Annotated in this window: 8 protein-coding genes; all 8 read left to right on the top strand. The window is 54.9% G+C overall.

Annotated features, from left to right (window positions below; translation table 11 throughout):
* A partial coding sequence (locus VEI96_00115; protein ID HXX56383.1) for a hypothetical protein occupies positions 1–216 on the top strand: 216 nt, incomplete at its 5' end.
* The gene (gene thiE / locus VEI96_00110; GenBank protein HXX56382.1) at positions 213–878 is read left to right on the top strand and encodes a thiamine phosphate synthase; all 666 of its coding nucleotides are present in this window, start codon (positions 213–215) and stop codon (positions 876–878) included. The genes VEI96_00115 and thiE, both read left to right, overlap by 4 nt.
* Before the next feature lies 1 nt (position 879).
* A complete protein-coding gene (locus tag VEI96_00105) occupies positions 880–1,998 on the top strand; it encodes a branched-chain amino acid ABC transporter substrate-binding protein (GenBank protein ID HXX56381.1) in 1,119 nt (372 codons plus the stop codon).
* A gap of 120 nt (positions 1,999–2,118) precedes the next feature.
* A complete protein-coding gene (locus VEI96_00100) occupies positions 2,119–3,021 on the top strand; it encodes a branched-chain amino acid ABC transporter permease (GenBank protein HXX56380.1) in 903 nt (300 codons plus the stop codon).
* A 29-nt stretch (positions 3,022–3,050) separates the two neighbouring features.
* Entirely contained in the window at positions 3,051–4,244 is a 1,194-nt protein-coding gene (locus tag VEI96_00095) for a hypothetical protein (protein ID HXX56379.1), read from the top strand.
* On the top strand, positions 4,232–4,993 hold the full coding sequence (locus VEI96_00090; GenBank protein ID HXX56378.1) for an ABC transporter ATP-binding protein: 762 nt from the start codon (positions 4,232–4,234) through the stop codon (positions 4,991–4,993). The genes VEI96_00095 and VEI96_00090 overlap by 13 nt, the downstream gene beginning before the upstream one ends.
* 2 nt (positions 4,994–4,995) lie before the next feature.
* On the top strand, positions 4,996–5,715 hold the full coding sequence (locus VEI96_00085; protein ID HXX56377.1) for an ABC transporter ATP-binding protein: 720 nt from the start codon (positions 4,996–4,998) through the stop codon (positions 5,713–5,715).
* A gap of 101 nt (positions 5,716–5,816) precedes the next feature.
* Positions 5,817–6,267: superoxide dismutase family protein (locus VEI96_00080; protein ID HXX56376.1), on the top strand; the 451-nt coding region annotated here is incomplete at its 3' end.

Below are 6,267 nucleotides of genomic sequence, written 5' to 3'. Positions count from 1 at the left end.
CTGGTGGTACAGGGGAAAACGAGGGCGGATGCTATCAGGACGATGCGGAGGGCCCTTGATGAGTTCGTGATAGAGGGGATAAAGACGACCATACCCTTCCACAGGAAGGTCTTCAACCATCAAGATTTCATCAATGGCGAGTTTACTACTGGGTTTGTCGAGAGGATGAACAATCGCAAACCGGAAGACCGGGAGCGGGGGGGATCAACGGCATGAGTTCGAGCCTCCCCTATTCTACGGGACTTTACTTCATCACCGATAGAAGGGTGAGTGGCAGAACGCCTGAGGATATGACCCTTGCCGCAGTGAAGGCTGGGGTTCGGTGGGTGCAGTACAGGGAAAAGGAGAAATCGAGGAGAGACATCTATCAGGATGCCGCGAAGTTACGGCGGATAACAGCGGATTACCGCGCCACCTTCATTGTGAATGATCATGCAGACATCGCGCTCGCTGTTGATGCCGACGGCGTGCACCTTGGTCAGGACGACCTCCCCCTCAAAGAGGCACGGAAGGTGATGGGAGAGAGGATAATCGGCATATCAACCCATTCTCTGAAGGAAGCGCAGGCGGCTGCTGCCGGCGGGGCGGACTATATAGGCTTCGGTCCCCTCTTTCCGACAAAGACAAAAGATGCGGGTACACCGAGGGGTATAGAGAAGCTGATGCAGGTGAGGGGAGAAGTCTCTCTCCCGGTGGTCGCGATAGGAGGCATAGCAACGGAGAACCTCCGCTCGGTACTCGATGCCGGAGCCGATGCCGTTGCCGTCGCTTCGGCGATTCTCATCGGCGATATCGCCGTCAACGTCGCTGCCTTTCTCAGGGTCCTCGGAGAAGACGCGAAACGGGGGCGAAGTCCGGAGGAGCTGCCAGGAGAATAGCATGAAGGGAAGATTGACGGGGCTTTTTCTCATACTCCCTTTGATGATCTGCGCCGCATGCCAGAAAAGAGAGGATACCATCAAGATCGGGGTTGCCGCGCAGATGACCGGCTCAGAAGCGAAGATGGGAAACGACTTCAAGAAGGGTGTGACGATCGCGGTCGAGGAATGGAATAGCAGAGGCGGTATCTTGGGGAAGACTGTAGAGATAGTGACAGGTGACGACCAGGCCGACCCCAAGCAGGCGGTCGCTGTTGCAAATAAAATGGCGAATGAGGGGGTTGTTGGGGTTATCGGGCACTTTAATTCCAGTTGTTCGATCCCCGCATCTGACGTGTATAACCGCGCCGGCGTTCCGATGATAACGCCGGCTTCGACGAACCCTCTCCTTACGGAGCGGGGATACAGGGGGGTCTTCAGGGTCTGCGGCACCGACCAACAGCAGGGAAGGGTTGCTGCGGAATTCGTAAGAGACAACCTCAAGATGAAACGCGTCGCGATTCTCCATGACAAGACGACCTACGGCCAGGGTTTTGCCGACCTCTTCAGGAAATATCTCGGCGGTAACATCGAGGTGGTGTACTACAGCGGAATAACAAAGGGCGACAAGGATTATAAGACCGTGCTGACCTCAGTAAAAGAGAAGCGACCCGAGATTATCTTCTTTGGCGGGATTTATCCAGAAACGGGTCTCCTCGTGAAACAGGCACGGGAACTAGGTCTCACGGTACCCTTTCTGAGCGGCGACGGCTCCATAGATCCCAAATTTATCGAGATAGCGGGTGCCGGTGCAGCTGAAGGCACCTACCTGACGTTCAGTCCGGATGCGAAGAAGATTCCTACGGCGAGGACGTTTAATGAAACGTATGAGAAGAGATTCGGCGAGATCGGCCCCTATTCCGTGTACGCCTATGATGCTGCAAATATCCTTCTTGCGGCGGTCAGGGAGGCCGGCACCACGGACGGGAAAAAGGTCATGGACAGGATCCACTCCATGGAATTTTCCGGTGCTCTCGGGAAGATAAAGTTTGATGAGAAAGGTGACGTCACGATTTCTCCTTACATCGTTTGGGTCACAGAAGGGGGAAAGTTCGTCGAATACTGGAGGCCCGGGCGATAATTGATTGACCCATGCCGCATTACCTCTTGTCCCGTCGTGGAAATAGAAGACCATATGAGCCGGACTGATTACCATGAGATTTTTCGCCCTCCGATTTTCTGACCCGGCCTTGGCAGATCCATGCTTTTCCAGCAGATCCTAAATGGTCTCACCCTGGGGGGAGTGTATGCCCTTATCGCCCTGGGCTACACTATGGTCTACGGGATTCTCGAGCTCATCAATTTCGCCCACGGCGAAATCTATATGCTCGGCGCATATCTCGGGATTATCTTTTTCGGGTTCTTCACCGCCATCGGCCTCACCTCCTTCAGTCTCCCCTTAGCACTGCTGCTCACCTTCGCCCTGGCCGTTATCTTCTGCTCTGCCTACGGTTTTACCATGGAAAAGATTGCTTACCGGCCCTTGAGGAATGCGCCGAGGCTGAGCCCGCTTATCAGTGCCATCGGGATGTCTCTCTTCCTTCAGAATTATGTCATGCTGACGCAGGGTGCGACGGACAAGGTCTTCCCCCATCTCTTCGGGGCCGCCGGTTTTAGCATCTTCAATGCGCGGTTAACGTATCTTCAGACCGTTATCATCGTTGTTTCGTTCCTCCTCATGATTTCTCTCCATCTCTTCATCAAGAGGACAAGAATGGGAAAGGCGATGCGCGCTGTGGCGCAGGATAAGCTCATGGCGTCTCTCCTGGGCATTGACGTGGACTCCGTGATTTCGATGACCTTTGTCATCGGATCCGGTCTTGCGGCTATCGCCGGGATCATGATAGCCCTGTATTATGGTCTCGTGAATTACTCGATTGGCTACGTCGCCGGCATCAAGGCATTTACCGCTGCGGTGCTCGGCGGGATCGGCAGTATTCCCGGAGCGATGTTCGGAGGGATATTCCTCGGCTTTGTCGAGAGCATGGGGGGGAGCTACATTTCGAATGAATATAAAGATGCGTATGCCTTTATCGTTCTCATCGTCGTGCTGCTCATTAGGCCTTCCGGGATACTCGGAAAATCTGCTGAGGAAAAGGTGTAGGGAGATTGAAGACCGCAGGAAAGAGATTCATGAAGGGGGAATTCCTTAACTTCGAATTTCTCACATTACCCCATAGATCCAGGCTTCTCGTTGCGCTCTGGTTTGCGATCCTTTTCCTTCCCTTCAAGGGACTCAAGGCGTCCGTCATCCTCTTCTCAGTCCTTTCCGTGGCGTTTTTTTCGTTCGGATCTCTCGTGGCTTTCCTGGGCTTGTCATGGAAAAAGACGGGGTCCCTCAGGGCGCGGATAGGGCGGAAGAAACTATTACCTTCGACATTCCCTCTCCTCCGTTACCTCACTATCGCCGGTCTGTTCGTGATACCGTTATTTGCGAAGAATTATCTCCTCGACATATCGATCCTCACCGGCATCTATGTGATACTCGCACTCGGACTCAACGTTGTAGTCGGTTTCGCCGGCCTTCTCAATCTCGGGTATGTCGCCTTCTATGCGCTCGGGGCTTACACCTATGCGCTTCTCAATCTGAAGATGGGGTTCGGTTTCTGGCAGTCGATGCCGGTCTGTATCGGGGTAACCGCCCTCTCGGGGTTCGTCCTCTCGGTGCCGGCTCTGCGACTCAGGGGGGATTACCTCGCGATCGTTACCTTAGGGTTCGGTGAGATAGTCCGTCTCGTGTTGAACAACTGGGATTCCGTGACGAACGGCCCGAATGGCATATCAGGTATCGCTCCTCCCCAGATCCTCGGTTTCTCCTTGGCGGGGATGAGCGGATATTACTACCTCACCCTCCTGTCGGCTATCCTGACTTACACCGTGGTGAAGCGCGTTCGTTCCTCGAAGATCGGCAGGGCCTGGGTAGCCATAAGAGAGGATGAGGTCTGTGCATCTGCCATGGGGATACCTACAACACGGTACAAGCTTTACGCCCTTTCCTTCGGGTCATTGTGGGCCGGACTCGCAGGCGGACTCTTTGCGGCAAAGATGCAGTTTGTTTCTCCGGAGAGCTTTACGTTTATGGAGTCGGTTCTCGTTCTCTGTATGGTGATACTGGGCGGCCTCGGCAGCCTGCCCGGGGTTGTCGTCGGTGCCCTTCTCCTCATCATGCTCCCTGAAGTCCTGAGGGAGGTTCAGTCCTTTCGGATGCTCGCCCTCAGTATCGGATTGATCATCATGATGATCTTCAGGCCTCAGGGTCTTCTTGGCGGAATGGGAGGGGAGAACCCGCAGGGAGGATCTCCGAAGGATGACGTATGTACCTTTTAGAAGTGCGCGGTCTGACAAAGCATTTTGGCGGAGTCAGGGCGATCGAAGACGTGAGCCTCAGAATACGTGAAGGCTCAATTATGAGCATCATCGGACCGAACGGTGCCGGAAAGACAACGCTCTTCAACTGTCTCACGGGACTTACAAAACCGACCAGAGGGATGGTCCAATTCTTCCATGCCGATATCATGGGTTTGCCGTCATACCGTATCGCCTCACTGGGCATAGCGCGCACATTTCAGAATATCAGGTTGTTCCGGGAGATGTCGGTCCTCGATAATGTGCTCGTGTCGCAGCACGGGAAGATAAAGACCGGGTTCATCGGCGCCGTTGTCAGGGGAAGAGGTTTCCGCGGAGAAGAAGAGGCCGCCAGAGAGAAGGCCAGGGAATATCTCGATCTTGTCGGCCTCTGCGATCTTGCGGCTCTGCCCTCCTTCAATCTCCCCTACGGAGACCAGAGAAGACTTGAGATAGCAAGGGCCCTTGCGTCGGAACCCGCCCTCATCCTCCTCGATGAACCTACTGCCGGGATGAACGCTCAGGAAACGGCGGAGATTATGGAGATCATCAGGAGGCTTCAGAAACTCGGCAAGACGATCGCCCTCATCGAGCATGATATGAAAGTAGTGATGGGAGTTTCCGAAACGGTAGTCGTCCTCGACCACGGCGTAAAGATTGCGGAGGGCTCTCCCGAGGCGATCAGGAACGACCCGATGGTCATCGAGGCGTATCTCGGGAAAAAGGGCTGATGATGTTGAGACTCGAAAATCTTCACACCTTCTACGGTAATGCAGAGGCCCTTCGGGGCGTCGACCTTGTGGTCAAGGAGGGGGAAGTCGTCTGCCTGATAGGGAATAACGGTGCCGGGAAGTCGACGACGCTCATGAGCATCTCCGGTGTACTCAGACCGAGGGTCGGGAATATCTATTTTGAACAGAGGGTGATAAATGCCCTCTCGCCCCATGAAATCGTGAGGATGGGAATCAGTCAGGTTCCTGAAGGCAGGAGGATATTCCCCCGGCTAACCGTCAGGGAGAACCTCGAGATGGGGGCATATGCGGCTACCGGCAGGGGATCATCGGACAGGGGAGAGCAAGAAAGGCGGTTAGGAAAGGTCTTCGAACTTTTTCCCGTGCTCGGGGAAAGAGAGCACCAGCTTGGCGGCACGCTGAGCGGCGGTGAGCAGCAGATGCTTGCCATCGGAAGGGCCCTCATGTCAAGACCGAAGATGCTCTTACTCGATGAACCCTCCCTCGGGCTCGCACCGATAATATCGAGCAGGATATTCAAGATTATCAGGGAGATCAACAACGAGGGGGTCACGATCCTTCTCGTTGAGCAGAACGCTCATGCGGCACTCAATCTCTCTCAGAGGGGCTATGTGCTCGAAAACGGCAGGATAGCAGCCCACGGCACAGGCGAGGAACTCCTCAGGAATGAGCAGGTCAAGAGGGCTTATCTCGGAGAGTAGAATGGGGAGACGGTCAGCGAAGGTCGGGCACAGTTGCAAGCTATGGATGCCTCGGTTATACTGTGCTTGAGTTACCAATCATTGAAGAGGAGGAGAAGCCAATGGGGAAAGTTATGCTCGTCATGATAATCAGTTTGGTTTTCGCGGGGGTTGCCTTTGCCGAGGATGTGATCATCAAGGTACAGTTGGTCAACGAAGCGGGAGTCGGAAAGGAGATCGGCACGATTACGGCATCAGACGGTAAGTACGGACTTCTGTTGACGCCCCAGTTGAGCGACCTGTCACCCGGACTGCACGGATTTCATATACATGAGAAACCCGACTGCGCCCATGCCATGAAAGATGGCAAGGCGGTTCCGGCGCTCGCGGCGGGCGGGCATTATGACCCTGCGGCAACGGGCAAGCACGAGGGGCCTTACGGCAACGGTCATCTCGGTGATCTCCCGGCTCTGTACGTCGCGGCTGACGGAAAGGCGACCCTTCCTGTGCTTGCTCCTCGGCTGAAGGTGGATGATCTCAAGGGGCGTTCCATCATGATACATGCCGGAGGCG

The organism is Thermodesulfovibrionales bacterium (assembly GCA_035622735.1).
Lineage (GTDB): Bacteria > Nitrospirota > Thermodesulfovibrionia > Thermodesulfovibrionales > UBA9159 > DASPUT01.
The sequence above is the reverse complement of the archived record's forward strand: the minus strand, read 5'-3'. Positions and strand labels throughout refer to the sequence as shown.

What these genes read in the sequence shown, in the direction of transcription:
- VEI96_00085 (HXX56377.1), top strand. Translation starts at nt 4,996, where the DNA reads ATGTTGAGACTCGAAAATCTTCACACCTTCTACGGTAATGCAGAGGCC.
- VEI96_00090 (HXX56378.1), top strand. Translation starts at nt 4,232, where the DNA reads ATGTACCTTTTAGAAGTGCGCGGTCTGACAAAGCATTTTGGCGGAGTC.
- VEI96_00095 (HXX56379.1), top strand. Translation starts at nt 3,051, where the DNA reads ATGAAGGGGGAATTCCTTAACTTCGAATTTCTCACATTACCCCATAGA.
- VEI96_00105 (HXX56381.1), top strand. Translation starts at nt 880, where the DNA reads ATGAAGGGAAGATTGACGGGGCTTTTTCTCATACTCCCTTTGATGATC.
- thiE (HXX56382.1), top strand. Translation starts at nt 213, where the DNA reads ATGAGTTCGAGCCTCCCCTATTCTACGGGACTTTACTTCATCACCGAT.
- VEI96_00100 (HXX56380.1), top strand. Translation starts at nt 2,119, where the DNA reads ATGCTTTTCCAGCAGATCCTAAATGGTCTCACCCTGGGGGGAGTGTAT.